Origin of the sequence: Aureimonas sp. AU4 (assembly GCF_001463765.1) — a bacterium.
Classification (GTDB): Bacteria; Pseudomonadota; Alphaproteobacteria; order Rhizobiales; family Rhizobiaceae; genus Aureimonas.
Genome location: NZ_BBWK01000001.1, coordinates 39,281 through 56,191, shown reverse-complemented (window position 1 = coordinate 56,191; position 16,911 = coordinate 39,281). Strand labels below are relative to the sequence as shown.

Here is a 16,911-nt window from a genome sequence, read left to right as displayed (position 1 = left end):
AACCATGCCGACCGAAATCCTGATGCCCGCCCTCTCGCCGACGATGGAAGAGGGCACCCTTTCCAAGTGGGTCAAGAACGAGGGGGATACCGTTGCCCCCGGTGACGTGATCGCGGAGATTGAGACCGATAAGGCGACCATGGAGGTCGAAGCCATCGACGAGGGGAAGCTTGGCAAGATCCTCGTTCAGGCCGGCACCGAGAACGTGAAGGTCAACACGCCGATCGCCGTTCTCCTTGCCGACGGTGAGAGCGTTGGCGACACCAATGCCATGCCGGCTGCGGCTTCATCGCAACCGGCGAAGGCCGAGGCTCCACGGGAGGCCAAGCCCGAGGCGAGCGACGGCGAAAAGTCCAAGGGCGCGCCCGTTCCCGCTTCCGGCCTGTCGCATCCCGAAGTCGGCGATCCCGACGGCGACTACGCCGAGGAGGTGCCGGCGGGTGCGAAGCTTGCAACGCAGACCGTCCGCGAGGCTCTGCGCGACGCCATGGCCGAGGAGATGCGCCGCGACGAGCGCGTCTTCCTGATGGGCGAAGAGGTGGCCGAATACCAGGGCGCCTATAAGATCAGCCAGGGTCTCCTCGAGGAGTTCGGTGCGCGCCGCGTCGTGGACACGCCGATCACCGAGCATGGCTTTGCAGGCATGGGCGTCGGCGCGGCCTTCGGTGGACTGAAGCCGATCGTCGAGTTCATGACGTTCAACTTCGCCATGCAAGCGATCGATCAGATCATCAACTCAGCGGCCAAGACGCTTTATATGGCGGGTGGCCAGATGGGTTGCCCGATCGTCTTCCGTGGTCCCAACGGTGCCGCCGCCCGCGTCGCGGCGCAGCACAGTCAGGACTATGCGGCGTGGTACAGTCACATCCCGGGCCTGAAGGTCGTTCAGCCCTTCACGGCGGCCGATGCGAAGGGCTTGCTCAAGTCGGCGATCCGAGATCCGAACCCCGTCGTGTTTCTCGAGAACGAGATCCTCTACGGTCATTCGTTCGACGTTCCGCAGACCGACGATTGGACGGTGCCGATCGGCAAGGCCCGCGTCCACCGCAAGGGCAAGGACGTGACGATCGTCTCCTTCGGCATCGGCATGACCTACGCGGTCGCAGCCGCCGAGCAGCTGGAGAAGGAAGGCATCGACGCCGAGGTCCTCGACCTGCGCACGATCCGGCCGATGGACGTCGACGCCATCGTGCGCTCGGTGCGCAAGACCAATCGCTGCGTGACGGTCGAGGAAGGCTGGCCGCAGAATTCAATCGGCTCCGAGATCGCGTCTCAGCTGATGGTTCGCGCCTTCGATGACCTCGACGCACCGGTGCTGAAGGTGTGCGGCAAGGATGTGCCGATGCCCTACGCCGCCAACCTCGAGAAGCTGGCCTTGCCCTCGGTCAAGGATGTGATCGAGGCGGTGCGCGCCGTCTGCTACCGCGATTGATGGACGAGCTCGAAGTCTCGCCGCCCGTCGAGGGCGGCGAGGGGACGCTCCGCATCGTCAGGCATGTTTCGGCAACGCCGAAGCGAACTTGGACGTGCTTGACGGACCCCGACTGCTTCCGCAAATGGTGGCGGACGCATGTGGACTTCGACGCGAAGGCCGATGGCCAATTCGTTGCCCCCTGGGTTGATCCCGAGGGGCGCGGGCGGACCGTGCGGGCACAGGTGACGTCCTTCCATCCACCGAATGGCCTTGTGATGGTCTGGGCGGACGACGACTGGGGATTCGATACGATCGTGTCGATCTGGATCGAGTCGGAGGGCGATGGGTCGCTTGTCACCATCGAACATCAGGGCTGGATGGCGGCTCCCGAAAGGGATCGCCTCGCCTACATGCAAAGCCATCACGACGACTGGACGCGCCACCTGAGCAACTGGGCCGCGCATGCCGAAGACACCGATGCCCACGCGAAGGGCGAGTGAGAGGACCGTCCACCATGCCGATCAACGTGACGATGCCGGCGCTTTCCCCGACCATGGAGGAAGGGAACCTGGCGAAGTGGCTGGTCAAGGAGGGCGATAAGGTCTCCTCCGGCGACGTGATCGCGGAGATCGAGACCGACAAGGCGACCATGGAGGTCGAAGCCGTCGACGAGGGCACAGTCGCCAAGATCGTCGTCCCGGCCGGAACCGAGGGCGTGAAGGTCAACGCCGTCATCGCGATCCTCGCTCCTGATGGCGAGGATGCGAGCGCCGCTTCCTCCGGCGCCGAAGAGGCGACCGCCACGAATGCAGCGGGCGATGCGAAGCCGAAGGGCGGCGCGACGGGCGACAACGCGGTCGTCGTCGGACAGGAGGAAGCGAAGGATCTTTCGCAGCGTTCCTATCAGCGTCCCTCCGAGACGGCATCGGACGGCGGGAGCTCGCGTGAGTTGGCGCCATCCTCCGGCACAGCCAGGTCTGAAGGCCGCACGATCGCGTCCCCGTTGGCGAGGCGCCTGGCGAAGGAGCAGGGCGTCGATCTCTCCGCCGTCTCGGGTTCGGGTCCGCGCGGCCGTGTCGTGAAGGCCGATGTCGAGGCGGCCGCAATGGGCGCAGCCACTGGCAAGCCGGCAGCGCAACCTTCCGAGCCTCAGCACCCTGCAACCGCTCCCGCCGCTCAGGCCGCTTCTGCTCCGACGAAGCCTGCCTCGGACGACGCAATTCTCAAGCTCTTTGCGGAAGGCTCCTACGAGAAGATTCCGCACGACGGCATGCGCAAGACGATCGCCAAGCGTCTCGTCGAGTCCAAGCAAACCGTCCCGCACTTCTATCTTAGCCTGGACTGCGAGCTCGACGCCCTGCTGGCGCTACGCAAGCAACTGAATGCGGCGGCTCCGACCATTCGGACCGAGGTGGGCGACAAGCCGGCCTACAAGCTTTCGGTCAACGACATGGTCATCAAGGCCATGGCTTGTGCTCTCCAAGCCGTGCCGGACGCGAATGTCTCGTGGACCGAGCAGGCGATGCTGAAGCACAAGCATGCCGATGTCGGTGTCGCGGTGTCGATCGAAGGCGGTTTGATCACCCCGATCGTCCGGCGGGCGGACGAGAAGACCCTTTCGGCCATTTCCAACGAGATGAAGGATCTCGCCAAGCGGGCGCGCTCGCGCAAGCTGAAGCCCGAAGAGTACCAGGGCGGAACGACGGCTGTGTCCAATCTCGGCATGTTCGGCATCCGCGACTTCGCGGCCGTGATCAACCCGCCGCACGCGACGATCCTGGCGGTTGGTGCGGGCGAGGAACGGGCGGTCGTCCGCAACGGAGCGGTAACGGTCGCCAACGTGATGACGGTGACGCTGTCGACGGATCACCGCGCCGTCGACGGAGCCTTGGGGGCCGAACTGTTGTCGGCTTTCCGCCGCTTCATCGAGAACCCGATGAGCATGCTGGTCTGAGCTTGAGGGAAGCGGACGTCATGACTTCGACGATCGTTTGCTATGGCGACTCGCTGACCTGGGGGTTCGATGCGGATGGGCAGGGACGTCACCGGTTCGAGGACCGTTGGCCGAGCGTCGTCCAGCAAACACTTGGGACCCGTGCGCGCGTCATCGCGGAAGGCCTGAACGGCCGGACGACGGCCTATGACGATTATCTTTCGGCAGGCGATCGCAACGGCGCCCGCGTCCTTCCGACGATCCTAGCGACTCACGCACCGATCGACATTCTCGTTCTGGCGCTCGGGTCGAACGACCTCAAGCGCCACACGGGCGGTGGTCGGGCACGCGAGGCGGCATGGGGCATGGAGCGGTTGGTCGAGATCGCCCGCAGCTTTCCCTACGGTTTCGACTTCGATGCCCCCGAGATCATCATCGTATCGCCCCCCTCGCTCGTGGAAACCCAGGACGAGGACTTCGATGCGATGTTCGGGTTCGCTCAAGCTGAGTCCTCGCAGTTCGCGCCGCTTTACGATGCGCTCGCCCGTCGCCTCGGATGCATCCATGTCGCCGCCTCGGAAGTCTGTATGGCCACGCCCACCGATGGAATCCACCTGGATGCCGAGAACACCCGAAAGCTCGGTGTCTCCATCGCGGCGACCCTCGAAGCGCTTCTATGAACGCTGCGCCCGGCGCAGCCCTCTCACCTCAACCCTTCAGGACGCTGATCGATGGCTGACTCCTACGACATCCTCATCATCGGCGGCGGCCCCGGTGGCTACGTGGCGGCCATTCGCGCCGCGCAGCTGGGCTTCCGCACCGCGGTCGTTGAACGAGAACACCTTGGCGGGATCTGCCTGAACTGGGGATGCATTCCGACCAAGGCCCTTCTGCGTTCGGCCGAGATCTACCACTACGCGCAGCATGGCGAGAGCTACGGTCTGAAGATCGCGCAGCCCGGATTCGACGTCGACGCCGTCGTCAAACGCTCGCGCGGTGTCTCGGCGCAGCTTAACGGCGGCGTTGCTATGCTTCTGAAGAAGAACAAGGTCGACGTGATCTGGGGCGAAGCGAAGATCACGAAGGCCGGAAAGGGTGGGCCAGCCGAGATACAGGTAGGCGCGCCATCGAAGCCCGCGGTTCAGCCGCAGAACCCTATTCCAAAGAACGTTCTGCCGCACGGAACCTATCAGGCGAAGCACGTGATCATAGCGACGGGCGCGCGCCCTCGCGTTCTGCCGGGCATGGAGCCGGACGGCGATCGAATTTGGACGTACTTCGAGGCGATGAAGCCGGCGTCCATGCCGAAGTCGTTGATCGTCATGGGTTCGGGCGCAATCGGCATCGAGTTCGCCTCGTTCTATCGATCGATGGGCGCTGAGGTAACGGTCGTCGAACTGCTGCCCCAGATCCTGCCGGTGGAGGATGCCGAGATCGCGGCTGTCGCCCGAAAGCAGTTCGAGAAGCAGGGCATGAAGATCCTGTCGGGCGCCAAGGTCGCGAAGGTGACCAAGTCCGGCCCCGGCGTCGAGGTCGTCGTCGAGCAGGACGGCAAGACCCAGACCCTACAGGCCGAGCGTCTGATTTCCGCCGTCGGTGTGCAGGGCAATACCGAAGGGTTGAATCTAGAGGGTCTCGGCGTCGCGATAGATCGCGGGATCATCAAGATCGACGGTGCGGGTCGAACCAACATCCCCGGCATCTACGCGATCGGTGATGTCGCTGGAGCGCCCATGCTGGCCCACAAGGCGGAACACGAGGGGACGATCTGCGTCGAGGCCATCAAGGGCCTCGAAACCCATCCGATGAAGCGCACGCAGATCCCGGGCTGCACGTACTGCCAACCGCAGATCGCATCTGTCGGCCTGACCGAAGCGCGTGCCAAGGAGAACGGTCGGGAGGTGAAGGTCGGACGCTTCCGCTTCGTCGGGAACGGCAAGGCCATCGCGCTTGGTGAACCCGAAGGCATGGTCAAAACCGTCTTCGATGCCAAGACCGGCGAGCTGCTGGGCGCGCATATGGTTGGAGCCGAGGTGACCGAACTCATCCAAGGCTTCGTCATCGCCATGGGTCTCGAGACGACCGAGGAAGAGTTGATGCACACGGTGTTCCCGCATCCGACCCTGTCGGAAATGATGCACGAGAGCGTTCTCGACGCCTACGGCAAGGTCATCCACATGTGAATTCGCGTCAGGGGGTGGTGACCACATCTTTCCGATGTCACCTCTTCTTGACCGCCCGAATTTCGACCCATTTACGCTTCTGGGCGTGCAGTTTTGCCGCAGCTCGAACAGGAGTTTCGCATGGACGGACAGGGTATCATTATGTCGATCATTCTCGGCGGTCTTGCCGGGTGGGTCGCGGAAAAGATCATGAAGGCCAATATCGGCCTTCTGACGAATATCATCCTGGGCATCGTCGGCGCCCTGTTCCTCAACTTCATTCTGAATCTGCTCGGCGTGTACACGACGCCGATCTGGTACGTTCAGTTCATCGTCGCAATCATCGGCGCGTGCATCCTCATCTTCCTGTGGCGTGCCATCCGCGGTCGCGCATAAGTCGCGTTGCGTTCATTGGTGGCCTTGCTTAGTTAGAGTGTCATGGTCACCATTCTCGATAAGCGCTCGTCGGCCGAGGCCGTGCCTCGGCCGCGTCATCCGGAAAAAGCTCGCAGGCCGGACACGCCGGTTCTCCCCAAGCCTGACTGGATCCGCGTCAAGGCCCCCGTTTCGAAGGGCTATTTCGAGACGCGCGAGATCGTCCAATCGAATAAGCTCGTTACCGTGTGTGAGGAGGCTGGCTGTCCGAACATAGGCGGCTGCTGGGAAAAGAAGCACGCGACGTTCATGATCATGGGCGGCATCTGCACGAGAGCCTGTGCTTTCTGCAACGTCGCCACCGGAATGCCCCACGCATTGGATCGTGATGAGCCCGCCAGCGTCGGACGTGCCGTTGCGAGCATGGGTCTGAGCCACGTCGTCATCACCTCGGTGGACCGGGATGATCTGGCCGACGGTGGCGCGCAACACTTCGTCAACACCATCCGTGCGATACGTGCTGCCGCCCCGCTTACGACCATTGAAATCCTCACCCCGGACTTCCTTCGCAAGCCGGGGGCGCTTGAGGCTGTGGTCGATGCACGTCCCGACGTCTTCAACCACAACCTAGAAACGGTGCCCTCCAATTACCTGACGGTGCGGCCAGGTGCTCGATACTTCCACTCGATCCGGTTGCTGCAGCGCGTGAAGGAACTCGACCCGACGATCTTCACCAAGTCCGGCATCATGGTCGGTCTGGGCGAAGAGCGGAACGAGGTTCTTCAGCTCATGGACGACCTTCGGACAGCCGACGTCGACTTCATGACGATCGGTCAGTACCTTCAGCCGACGCGCAAGCACCATGAGGTGAAGCGTTACGTGACGCCGGAGGAGTTCAAGTCTTACGAAACGGTCGGGTACACGAAGGGTTTTCTGGTTGTGGCCTCAAGCCCGCTGACGCGGTCGTCGCACCACGCGGGTGATGATTTTGCCCGTCTCAAGGCCGCCCGCGTGGCGCGTCAGGCGGCCTAACGCTGGATGCCGAAATTCGAAAACGCGCGCACGGTTTCCCATACTCCCGACCAGATGTTCGATTTGGTCGCCGATATCGAGCATTACCCGCGCTTCCTGCCGCTTTGTCAGAACCTCGTGGTCCGCTCGCGCCGTGAGCGGGACGGCAAGACGCTGCTCATCGCGGATATGACGGTCGCCTACAAACTTGTCCGAGAGACTTTTACCTCCCAGGTTCTCCTGCGGCCCGACGAACGGCAGATCGACGTCTCCTATGTCGACGGGCCGTTTCGCTACCTCGAGAACCGTTGGACCTTCCTGCCTGCGGGTTCGGGATGTGAGGTGCGGTTCTTCATCGACTACGAGTTCAAGAGTCGGGCCCTGGGACTCTTGATGGGCTCGATGTTCGACTACGCGTTTCGTCGCTTCGCCAATGCGTTCGAAGAGCGGGCGGATGTCGTCTACGGCCGTGCGTCGCCGTCAAGCGCCTGACCGCAGCGGTCGGCTTCGACGCTGCGCGTGACGGCAGCCAGGGCGAACAGGACGCTCGCTCGCCTTATGCCCGCACGATCGAGCGTCTTGAAGCGTTGCTCGAATGTAACGACGCTGGCCGCGGTCGCGATGCCGAAATAAACAAGACCTACAGGCTTCGCGCCCGTGCCGCCGCCGGGACCGGCGATGCCGGTGACGGAGATCGAGTAGTCGGCTTGCGTCCTCGCGCGCAAGCCTCTTGCCATCGCCTCGGCAACCTCACTCGAAACGGCGCCGAATGTATCGAGTAGCCTCTGCGGCACCGCCAGAAGCTCATGTTTGGCAGCGTTCGAATAGGTGACGAAGCCTTGGTCGAAGACAGCGGACGACCCGGAAATGGAGGTGATCGCGCCGGCGAGGAGTCCGCCCGTGCAAGACTCCGCCGTCGAGACTTTCCGCCCTTTCTTCAACAGCAGAGTGATCAGGCGCGCAGCCGTGTCTTCGATTTCCGCGTCAAGCATAGACAACGCTTGCCGTCGCGATGGCCGCAATTCCCTCGCGGCGCCCGACAAAACCGATGGTCTCGTTGGTCGTGGCCTTCACCGAAACCCGGTCGGCATCCAGACCGAGCACATTCCCGATGGCCCGTGTCATGCGCTCGCGATGGGGTGCGATCTTCGGGGCCTCGCAGATCAGCGTGACATCGACGTTGCAGATGCGGCCGCCCTTCGCAGAGACCATCTCTGCGGCATGCCGCAGGAAACGATCCGACGACGCGCCTTTCCACTGCGGATCGCTCGGAGGGAAGTGAAGACCGATGTCGCCGCCGCCGCATGTGGCCAGGAGCGCATCCGTAAGCGCGTGTAGCCCGACATCCGCATCGGAGTGCCCGAGCAACGTCTGGTCATGGGGAATACGCACCCCGCAGAGCGTCACGCCATCTCCCGCAACGAGCTGGTGAACGTCGTATCCATTCCCGGTTCGCACATCCACCATCGTGAGGAATCCCTTCAGTCGCTCGTCGGCGATCTGGATATCACGTGCTGTCGTCAGCTTCACATTGTCGACGCTGCCGAGAATGGTCTGCACCGGGATCCCGTGCCATTCCGCGATCGAGGTGTCGTCGGTGAACACGACGTCCTCGCTGGCCGCCGCGGCGTGGTGAGCTGCGAGAATCTCACGAAAGCGGAAGCCCTGCGGCGTCTGAGCACCAAACAAGCCTGCCCGCGGTACCGTGGTGATGACTTTCCCGACGGGATCGACTGATTTGACCGTATCCGTGATGGGGAGCACAGGGAGGGCGGCACCGCTTTCCGCTACTGTCTTCACGACTTCATCGATCAGTTCGGCCGTGACGAAGGGTCGAACGGCGTCATGGATCAGCACGATGTCCGGCACATGGGAGCGAAGCGCCAGTAGTCCTTCCAAAACGGATGCTTGCCGTGTGGGGCCGCCCGGGACGATCAGGCAGTCGCCCGTGTCGCTTGCAGTCCGTAGGCGTTCGATATCGTCGGGATGAACGACGACTACGATCTGAGTGACTGTGCCTGCGGCGCGGAAGGCGTTTAAAGTGTGGGCGATCACGGCCCGTCCGCCGATTGTTCGGTACTGCTTCGGTCCATCCGCGGACGGTCCTGCGCGCTCGCCGCGCCCGGCCGCAACGAGAATGGCCGCAACTCTCATGGGTGAGCCTTCCAAAAACCTGAACGGGCCGGAAGATCATATTGCCGGCGATTTCGCAATGAGCCGACTCCATAGCACATGAGCGCCCTGGTGTTGCACTGCACCCGTTTCGTGCTTGCGATTTAAGCATGCCTCGATATGGTACAAGGATGCTGACGAATCCTGCGCCATCTCGAGCAACTGTATGTCCAGCGGGCATTCAAGCAGCGAGTTCGGCGCGAGACCCGTTCGACGTCGTTATGGCGCCCCTCTCGGGCATCACAGATGTTCCGTTTCGGCGACTGGTCCGATCCTTCGGAACGCCTATCGTCTTCAGCGAGATGGTCGCGAGTGGTGAGTTGGTGCGCGGAGATGCCGAAAGCTTCCTTCGCTCGCAGCGAGCCGGCGATGGCGTCCATGCCGTGCAGTTGGCAGGGCGCGAGCCGAAGGCGATGGAGGAGGCGGCGCGCCACCTCGCAGGCGGTGGCGCCGACCACATCGATATCAATATGGGCTGCCCCGCGAAGAAGGTTGTGGGCGGTGCGTCCGGCGCGGCGCTCATGCGTGACTTGGATCTTGCTCGGCGCATCGTCGCCGCAACGAAGCGTGGCGCCGGCTCCGTCCCTGTTTCCGTCAAGATGCGGCTCGGTTGGGATCGATCGCAGCTCAACGCAGCGGATATCGCAAAAGCCGCCTCGGAAGAGGGTGCGGTGCGTCTGACAGTTCATGGACGCACGCGCGACCAATTCTATGAAGGCCATGCCGATTGGTCAGCAATCGCCGACGTCGCACGAGCGACAGGCTTGCCGGTGACAGCCAACGGTGACCTCACCGATCCGGATCAGGTCCCGCTCATGCGGGCAAGAAGCGGTTGCCAAGGCCTGATGGTCGGCCGCGGTGCGTGCGGTCGCCCTTGGGCACCGGCGCTCCTTGCCGGAAGAGCGAGCATGGTCGACCTTGCGCAACGCGATATGGCCGACATCACGACAGAGCATTACGACGCCATGCTGACGCATTACGGGCCTTCGGTCGGGGTGCGCCACGCCCGCAAACACCTCGGCTGGTATCTGGAGGGCCTTGCAAGGCTCGTGGGTGAGCTGTCGAGTGAGACGGCAGTGCTCTTGCGCCAGAGCAGCTCCGACGAGGTTTTCGCCTCCCTTCGCCGCCTCTTCGCTGGTGTCTCGGCAGCGGAGCTTGAGTCTGCACGCATCCAACGGAAGGCAGCCTGACGCCATGCCCGAGACGCTCCTCTCGCAACAAGAAGCCGGAGTCCTGAATGCGCTTCCTCATCCGGTTCTCGTCTGCGACGGGGCAAATCGCTTCGTCTTCGTCAATTCGGATGCCGAGCAGTTCTTCTCGTCGAGCGCGGCCAGCCTCGCCAAACGCAGCCTCCAGCAATTCATTCCTTCCGATAGCCCGATCTTCCGTCTGATCGAACAGGTGCGGGATCACCAATCCCGCATCAGTGAGTACCGCGTCGACATCTCCTCGCCGCGCCTCGGGGGCGAGCGGTTGGTCGACGTCTACGTCTCGGCGTTGCCGGATCGAGCCGATCATGTCGTCATCATGATTCAGCAGCGCTCAATCGCCGACAAGATGGACCGCCAGCTCACGCATCGCTCGGCTGCGCGCACGGTCACGGGTCTCGCAGTGATGCTGGCTCATGAAATTCGCAACCCGTTGTCGGGCATCAAGGGCGCGGCGCAGCTCCTCGAGACCGCTGCGACGGACGAGGACCGTGTCCTCACGCGCCTCATCCAAGAGGAAAGCGACCGCATCGTCAAACTCGTCGACCGAATGGAGGTCTTTTCGGACCAACGGCCGATCGAGCGGTCGGCGGTCAACATTCACTCCGTGCTCGAGCATGTGAAGACCCTCTCAAAGAGCGGCTTCGCACGTGGCATTCGCATTCACGAAGTTTACGATCCGTCACTTCCGCCGGTCTTCGCGAACCGCGATCAACTGGTCCAGGTCTTCCTCAACCTGCTGAAGAATGCCAGCGAAGCGCTGAAAGACCGGGAAGACGGCGAGATCCGGCTCTCGACGGCCTTTCGCCCCGGCGTGCGGTTGTCTGTCCCCGGTACGAAGTCCCGGGTGACGCTACCCCTCGAATTCATTGTCGAGGACAACGGCGTCGGCGTGCCGGACGATATCCGCGAACACATCTTCGACCCCTTCGTCACGACGAAGCCAAGCGGGACGGGTCTGGGTCTTGCCCTGGTCGCCAAGATCGTCGGCGACCACGGCGGCGTCATAGAATGCGAGTCCCACCCGGGCCAAACCATGTTCCGGGTGCTCATGCCTGCCTGGAGCGAACCACAGCGTTCGGACGCTTCCAACACCTCTGGACGACGGAGTCGCTGATGGCCAGTTCGCAGATTCTCGTTGCGGACGACGACGCCGCGATCCGGACCGTGATCAGCCAGGCCCTCATGCGGGCTGGCTTCGAGGTGCGCGTGACATCGAACATCGCAACGCTTTGGCGATGGATCAGCTCAGGCGACGGTGACCTTGCCATCACCGATGTTCTGATGCCGGACGGCAACGTCTTCGACACGTTGCCGAAGATCAAGAACACGCGACCGGACATGCCGGTTATCGTCATGAGCGCGCAGAACACGTTCATGACGGCGATCAAGGCCTCGGAGAAGGGGGCCTATGACTATATTCCGAAGCCCTTCGATTTGGCGGAACTGGTTACGATCGTCAGGCGGGCACTGGCGGAGCCAAAAGCGCAGGCTCGCCTAGGTGGCGCGGAAGACGGCGGCGAGGCGATCCCCCTAGTCGGCCGCTCGCCTGCCATGCAGGATATCTACCGCGCGCTGGCACGCATGATGCAGACCGACCTGACCGTCACGATCACGGGAGAGTCCGGAACAGGTAAGGAACTCGTCGCGAGAGCGTTGCACGACTACGGCCGCCGGCGGAAGGGTCCGTTCGTCGCGATCAACATGGCCGCCATTCCGCGCGACCTGATCGAATCAGAACTTTTCGGTCATGAGAAGGGTGCGTTCACCGGCGCGCAGACCCGCACGAGTGGGCGTTTCGAGCAGGCAGAGGGTGGTACGCTCTTCCTCGACGAGATCGGCGACATGCCGATGGAGGCGCAGACCCGCTTGCTTCGCGTTCTGCAGCAGGGCGAGTACACGGTCGTCGGCGGGCGCACCCCGATCGCGACCGACGTTCGAATTGTGTCTGCGACCAATAAGGACCTGCGCCAGCTCATTCAGCGCGGGCTGTTCCGCGAGGATCTCTTCTATCGTCTGAACGTCGTCCCTCTACGCCTTCCGCCGTTGCGAGAGCGCATCGAGGACCTGAGCGACCTGACCAATCATTTCTTCTCGCTCGTGCAGAAGGACGGCCTGTCTCGCAAGACGCTGACGTCCGGTGCTCTGGATGTCATGAGGCGCTACTCATGGCCTGGCAACGTGCGCGAGCTGGAAAACCTTGTGAGACGCCTGTGTGCGCTCTACCCACAGGACGAGATCACAGCCGAGCTCGTTGAGCATGAGCTCGCCGCCGACCACGCGCGCCCGACCGGCAGCGAGGGTGACGGCAACAAGCCGATCGACCTGTCCGCGTCGGTCGAACGCTACCTCGCCGACTACTTCACCTCCTACGGCAATGAACTTCCACCGCCGGGTCTTCACGGTCGCATTCTGCGCGAGGTAGAATATCCGCTGATCGCTGCGGCCCTTGCCGCAACGCGCGGCAACCAGGTCAAGGCAGCCGACCTCCTCGGTGTGAACCGAAATACCCTTCGCAAGAAGATCCGGGATCTCGACATCTCGATCGTTCGCTCGATAAGATAACGACGCCGAAATCTTCGTTGCAATTTAGACACATTGCGTTGCAATCATGCCACGTGATTCACGGTGGGCGTGCTCATGACAGCGCATTCCTTGTCATCGGGAGACGATTTGACGCCGCTCGGTGAGCGGCGTCGGTTCATGCTCGTTCCCGGTATCCTTGCGGTTGTCGGCGCTCTTGTGACTGGCGCGATCTCGTTTGTGGTGCTGATGGGCCTTACGCCCATTGCGCCGACCGATATGGTCGTGAAGATCGCGTCGATCGTGAACGGCGCGTTCGTAATGCTTCTCTGCGTGCTGATCGGACGCGAGGTCACGCGCATGACGCTCGCGCGCCGCCGGGGCAAGGCGGCGTCACGGCTTCACGTTCGCATCGTCATTCTATTCTCCATCGTGGCGGCTCTTCCGGCCCTCCTCGTCGCCATCGTCGCCGGTATCACTTTAGACCTCGGCCTCGACCGATGGTTCGAGATTCGGACCCGTACCATCGTCGAGTCGTCGACCAGCGTCGCTCATGCCTACGTCAACGAGAACGCGCGCAACCTGCAGGGTTCGACGATGTCGATGGCGTACGACCTTGGCGCGCAGCGGCAGCTGTACGATCTCGACCGGATGGGTTTCCAACAACTCATGACGGAGCAGGCGAGGGGGCGCTCCCTGCTCGGCGCCCAGCTCCTTCGCGAGGACGGAACGCCGTTCCTGCGCGCCGATGTTCCGGTGGAACGGCCGCTTCCGGTCCCGCCCAACGATGCGTTGGAGCAGGCGTCCCAGGGCAATCTCGTCTTCATTCCGCCCGGGGTCACGAACCTTGTCGGCGCAGTGACGCGCCTTCGCGGCTTCGGCGACGTCTATCTCTACACGGTTCGGGCGGTCGATCCCGAGGTCATCTCCGCGCTTCGCCTGATGGAAGAGCGCTCGGCCGAATACTCCAGCCTTGAGAGCAACCGCTTCAACCTGCAGATCGCCTTCGCGCTCCTGTATCTCGGGATCACCCTGATCGTCCTGCTTTCCGCCATCTGGACGGGTATCGGCGTGGCCGACCGGCTGGTTCGGCCGATCCGCCTGCTCATAGGCGCGGCCGACGAGGTGAGCGAGGGCAACCTCAACGTCTCGGTTCCCGTGCGTGTATCGGATGGGGACGTCGGCTCCCTTTCGAACACGTTCAACAACATGATCGGGCAGTTGCGCAGCCAGCGGCATGAACTGGTGCATGCCAAGGACCTGATCGACGAACGTCGACGTTTTACGGAAGCCGTCCTGTCCGGGGTTACCGCCGGTGTGATCGGCGTCAGTCACGAAGGCCGCGTGAGCATGCTCAACCCTTCGGCCGAACGCATCCTCGGGGTTCGCTCGGCCGATGTCGTCGGCCACGCGCTGTCGGAACGCTTCCCAGCGATCGATGAAATCTACCGCGCCGCGGGTTCATCCCGCCACGCCGAGTACCAGGAGCAGATCAAGCTGAGGGTTCGCGAACGCGAGCGAACCCTCACGATCCGCGTCACCTCCGAGGAGAGCGGGACGGGCCTGCGTCCGAGCGTCATCACGATCGACGATATCACCGATCTGGTGGACGCCCAGCGCTCGTCGGCTTGGGCAGACGTCGCCCGGCGCATCGCGCACGAGATCAAGAATCCGCTCACGCCGATCCAGCTTTCGGCCGAGCGAATTCGTCGCCGCTACGGCAAACTGATCGAAAACGACCGCGAGGTCTTCGATCGCTGCGTCGACACGATCATCCGGCAGGTGTCGGACATCGGGCGGATGGTCGACGAATTCTCGACCTTCGCCCGCATGCCCAAGCCGCGCCTCGAGGACCGCGACCTGCGGGAAGCGCTGCGCGAGGCCGTCTTCATGCGGGAGATGGGAGACCATGGTATCACCTTCGAGACCCTGATCGGGGAGGAGCCCTTACTTGGCTCATTCGATATCCGACTTCTCAGCCAAGCCTTCGGCAACGTCGTGAAGAACGCTGTCGAGGCGATGGAAACGCTGGAAGGCCACGCCGGCCACATCCGTATGACCGCACGGCGCGAGGGCGGCGAGCACGTCGTCGAGATCAGCGACAACGGTCGAGGATTTCCGCAGGAGGGTCGAGATCGCCTTCTCGAACCCTATATGACGACGCGCGAAAAGGGGACGGGGTTGGGTTTGGCGATCGTTCGCAAGATCGTCGAGGAACACGGCGGAAGCATCGAGCTGGACGACGCGCGGGACGTGCCGCATGGCGCTCTCGTGCGCATCCGCCTCCCGGCATCGCCGATGACTGCCGCAAGGCTGCACGAAAACAGACCGAACACGAATGGTGAGCACTGATGGCATCGGACATCCTGATCGTCGATGACGAAGCCGACATCCGGGAACTCGTCGCGGGCCTGCTGGAGGATGAGGGACACGAGACACGCACGGCGAGCAATTCGGACCAGGCTCTCCAATCGATCGCGGACCGCGTTCCCCGCCTGATCTTCCTCGACATCTGGCTTCAAGGCAGCCGTCTTGATGGACTCGACGTGTTGGATGCGATCCGGGTCCAGCACCCTGAAGTTCCCGTCGTGATGATCTCGGGCCACGGCAACATCGAGACCGCGGTCTCGGCCATCCGGCGCGGTGCCTACGATTATATCGAGAAGCCCTTCAAGGCGGACCGCCTCGTGCATGTCGCGGAACGCGCGCTCGAGATCTCCAAACTCAAGCGCGAGGTCAGCGAGCTGCGGCGCCGCTCGTCGGACTCGCCCGAGCTTCTCGGCAAGTCGCACCCGATGAATCAGCTGCGTGCCACGATCGAGCGCGTCGCCCCCACCAACAGCCGCGTAATGATCCTCGGCCCCTCCGGGTCCGGCAAGGAAATGGTGGCTCGCGCCATCCATGCCGCCTCGACCCGTGCCAAAGGCCCCTTCGTCGCATTGAATGCGGCGGCGATCACCCCGGACCGGATGGAGATCGAGCTCTTCGGAACCGAGACGCCGCCGGGCGTCGAGCGGAAGGTGGGCGCCCTCGAGGAAGCGCATGGCGGCGTTCTCTACCTCGACGAGGTCGGCGACATGCCACGCGAGACGCAGAACAAGATCCTGCGCGTCCTCACAGAGCAGACCTTCGAGCGGGTCGGCGGTGCGAAGCGGGTCAAGGTGGACGTGCGCATCATTTCGTCCACTGCGCAGAACCTTGAGTCGTTGATTGCGGAGGGGTCGTTCCGGGAGGACCTCTTCCATCGCTTAGCCGTTGTTCCGATCCCGGTGCCGCCTCTGGCTGACCGGCGTTCGGACATTCCAATGCTGATCGAGGCCTTCATGCGCCAGATCGCCGACCAGACCGGCATCCGGGCAAAGTCCCTGAGCCCGGAGGCGCTGGCCGTTCTGCAGTCGAGCGACTGGCCCGGAAACATCCGGCAGCTTCGCAACAACATCGAGCGTCTGATGATCCTGTCGCGACAGGACGACTCGGAGGCCATCTCCGCCGACATGCTGCCGCACGAGGTGAGCGACATGCTTCCGCGCACCCCAAGTCAGTCGGACGGACGCATCCTGGCGCTGCCACTCCGCGATGCCCGCGAGGTCTTCGAGAAGGAATATCTCGTGGCGCAGATCAACCGCTTCGGCGGCAACATCTCGCGCACGGCCGAATTCGTCGGCATGGAACGATCGGCACTGCACCGCAAGCTGAAGTCGCTCGGAATCTAACGCGTTGCGCCTTACAGCGCACTAGCGTCCGAGACAGCGCCAACCTATCTTCGGGTCATCGAACCCGCGATCTCGACGGGTCGAATCATAAGCAATGACCGACCCCTTGAATCGGTCGGCAAGCCAAGAAGAAGGAAGTCGATGGCGGAGCGCGGGCAGAACCTGCAGGACCTGTTCCTCAATACGGTTCGAAAGCAAAAGATATCGCTCACGATCTTCCTGGTGAACGGCGTCAAGCTGACCGGGGTCGTGACGTCCTTCGATAATTTTTGCGTTCTGCTGCGGCGGGATGGACATTCCCAACTTGTCTACAAGCATGCCATTTCAACCATCATGCCTTCGCAGCCAGTCAATATGTACGACGGCGACGAGGCAGCGGCCGGGTAGACTGATTGACCGA

At 62.9% G+C, this 16,911-nt stretch carries 16 protein-coding genes; 14 read left to right on the top strand and 2 right to left on the bottom strand.

The window, feature by feature from the left end; translation table 11 throughout:
- The first annotated feature begins 4 nt into the window (after positions 1 to 4).
- The 8 genes from AUL35_RS00275 to AUL35_RS00240 all read left to right on the top strand — a co-directional run bounded on the left by AUL35_RS00275 (position 5) and on the right by AUL35_RS00240 (position 7,387).
- On the top strand, positions 5 to 1,432 hold the full coding sequence (locus tag AUL35_RS00275) for a pyruvate dehydrogenase complex E1 component subunit beta (protein WP_062010874.1): 1,428 nt from the start codon (positions 5 to 7) through the stop codon (positions 1,430 to 1,432).
- A complete protein-coding gene (locus AUL35_RS00270) occupies positions 1,432 to 1,914 on the top strand; it encodes an SRPBCC domain-containing protein (RefSeq protein WP_062010872.1) in 483 nt (160 codons plus the stop codon). The genes AUL35_RS00275 and AUL35_RS00270 overlap by 1 nt, the downstream gene beginning before the upstream one ends.
- 14 nt (positions 1,915 to 1,928) lie before the next feature.
- Positions 1,929 to 3,368, top strand: a complete 1,440-nt coding sequence (locus tag AUL35_RS00265) for a pyruvate dehydrogenase complex dihydrolipoamide acetyltransferase (protein ID WP_062010870.1) — start codon at positions 1,929 to 1,931, stop codon at positions 3,366 to 3,368.
- A gap of 20 nt (positions 3,369 to 3,388) precedes the next feature.
- Positions 3,389 to 4,027: an SGNH/GDSL hydrolase family protein gene (locus AUL35_RS00260; protein ID WP_062010868.1), complete on the top strand. Its 639-nt coding sequence runs from the start codon at positions 3,389 to 3,391 to the stop codon at positions 4,025 to 4,027.
- Between the two features lie 51 nt (positions 4,028 to 4,078).
- Positions 4,079 to 5,530: a dihydrolipoyl dehydrogenase gene (gene lpdA, locus AUL35_RS00255; protein WP_062010866.1), complete on the top strand. Its 1,452-nt coding sequence runs from the start codon at positions 4,079 to 4,081 to the stop codon at positions 5,528 to 5,530.
- A 120-nt stretch (positions 5,531 to 5,650) separates the two neighbouring features.
- Complete coding sequence (locus tag AUL35_RS00250; RefSeq protein ID WP_062010863.1) at positions 5,651 to 5,905, top strand: GlsB/YeaQ/YmgE family stress response membrane protein; 255 nt, start codon at positions 5,651 to 5,653, stop codon at positions 5,903 to 5,905.
- 42 nt (positions 5,906 to 5,947) lie between these two features.
- Positions 5,948 to 6,916, top strand: coding sequence for a lipoyl synthase (lipA, locus tag AUL35_RS00245; protein ID WP_062010861.1), 969 nt, complete (start codon positions 5,948 to 5,950; stop codon positions 6,914 to 6,916).
- A 6-nt stretch (positions 6,917 to 6,922) separates the two neighbouring features.
- On the top strand, positions 6,923 to 7,387 hold the full coding sequence (locus AUL35_RS00240) for a type II toxin-antitoxin system RatA family toxin (RefSeq protein ID WP_062010860.1): 465 nt from the start codon (positions 6,923 to 6,925) through the stop codon (positions 7,385 to 7,387).
- On the opposite strand, the gene AUL35_RS00235 is transcribed toward AUL35_RS00240, so the two are convergent.
- Positions 7,357 to 7,887 (bottom strand): CinA family protein, encoded by a 531-nt coding sequence (locus tag AUL35_RS00235; protein ID WP_062010858.1) that lies wholly within the window; start codon positions 7,885 to 7,887, stop codon positions 7,357 to 7,359. The genes AUL35_RS00240 and AUL35_RS00235 overlap by 31 nt on opposite strands.
- Entirely contained in the window at positions 7,880 to 9,049 is a 1,170-nt protein-coding gene (locus AUL35_RS00230; protein ID WP_062010856.1) for a bifunctional 2-C-methyl-D-erythritol 4-phosphate cytidylyltransferase/2-C-methyl-D-erythritol 2,4-cyclodiphosphate synthase, read from the bottom strand. Before AUL35_RS00230 ends, AUL35_RS00235 begins: the two co-directional genes overlap by 8 nt.
- A 239-nt stretch (positions 9,050 to 9,288) precedes the next feature.
- On the opposite strand from AUL35_RS00230, the gene AUL35_RS00225 reads away from it, so the two are divergent.
- The 6 genes from AUL35_RS00225 to hfq all read left to right on the top strand — a co-directional run bounded on the left by AUL35_RS00225 (position 9,289) and on the right by hfq (position 16,898).
- Positions 9,289 to 10,257 carry a tRNA-dihydrouridine synthase gene (locus tag AUL35_RS00225; RefSeq protein WP_244493616.1) on the top strand — a complete coding sequence of 323 codons (969 nt, stop codon included), beginning with the start codon at positions 9,289 to 9,291 and terminating at the stop codon, positions 10,255 to 10,257.
- Between the two features lie 4 nt (positions 10,258 to 10,261).
- Positions 10,262 to 11,392 carry a nitrogen regulation protein NR(II) gene (locus AUL35_RS00220; protein WP_062010854.1) on the top strand — a complete coding sequence of 377 codons (1,131 nt, stop codon included), beginning with the start codon at positions 10,262 to 10,264 and terminating at the stop codon, positions 11,390 to 11,392.
- Complete coding sequence (gene ntrC, locus AUL35_RS00215) at positions 11,392 to 12,840, top strand: nitrogen regulation protein NR(I) (protein ID WP_062010853.1); 1,449 nt, start codon at positions 11,392 to 11,394, stop codon at positions 12,838 to 12,840. Before AUL35_RS00220 ends, ntrC begins: the two co-directional genes overlap by 1 nt.
- Before the next feature lie 75 nt (positions 12,841 to 12,915).
- Entirely contained in the window at positions 12,916 to 15,150 is a 2,235-nt protein-coding gene (locus tag AUL35_RS00210) for a PAS domain-containing sensor histidine kinase (protein WP_062010937.1), read from the top strand.
- The gene (locus AUL35_RS00205; protein ID WP_062010851.1) at positions 15,150 to 16,511 is read left to right on the top strand and encodes a sigma-54 dependent transcriptional regulator; all 1,362 of its coding nucleotides are present in this window, start codon (positions 15,150 to 15,152) and stop codon (positions 16,509 to 16,511) included. The genes AUL35_RS00210 and AUL35_RS00205 overlap by 1 nt, the downstream gene beginning before the upstream one ends.
- 141 nt (positions 16,512 to 16,652) lie before the next feature.
- Positions 16,653 to 16,898, top strand: coding sequence for an RNA chaperone Hfq (gene hfq / locus AUL35_RS00200; protein ID WP_062010849.1), 246 nt, complete (start codon positions 16,653 to 16,655; stop codon positions 16,896 to 16,898).
- Positions 16,899 to 16,911 lie beyond the last annotated feature (13 nt).